At 50.6% G+C, this 247-nt stretch carries 1 rRNA gene; it reads right to left on the reverse strand.

The features are described from left to right. A 23S ribosomal RNA gene (locus AC6H42_RS01425) occupies positions 1-247 on the reverse strand; the annotation flags it as partial.

The raw sequence follows: 247 nt of genomic DNA on the forward strand, positions 1-247 counted from the left end.
ACCTGTGTCGGTTTGCGGTACGGTCTCGTATGACTGAAGCTTAGAGGCTTTTCTTGGAACCACTTCCGATTGCTACGTGAACAAGTTCACTCGTCCCACTCCCTTGAATTACGTGCCCGGATTTGCCTAAGCACCTTCTATGAAGCAGAAACTGACTATTCCAACAGTCAGACAACCTTCCGCGATCCGTCCCCCCATCGCATCATACGACGGTGCAGGAATATTAACCTGCTTCCCATCAGCTACG

The organism is Massilia sp. NBRC 108631, assembly GCF_059704565.1.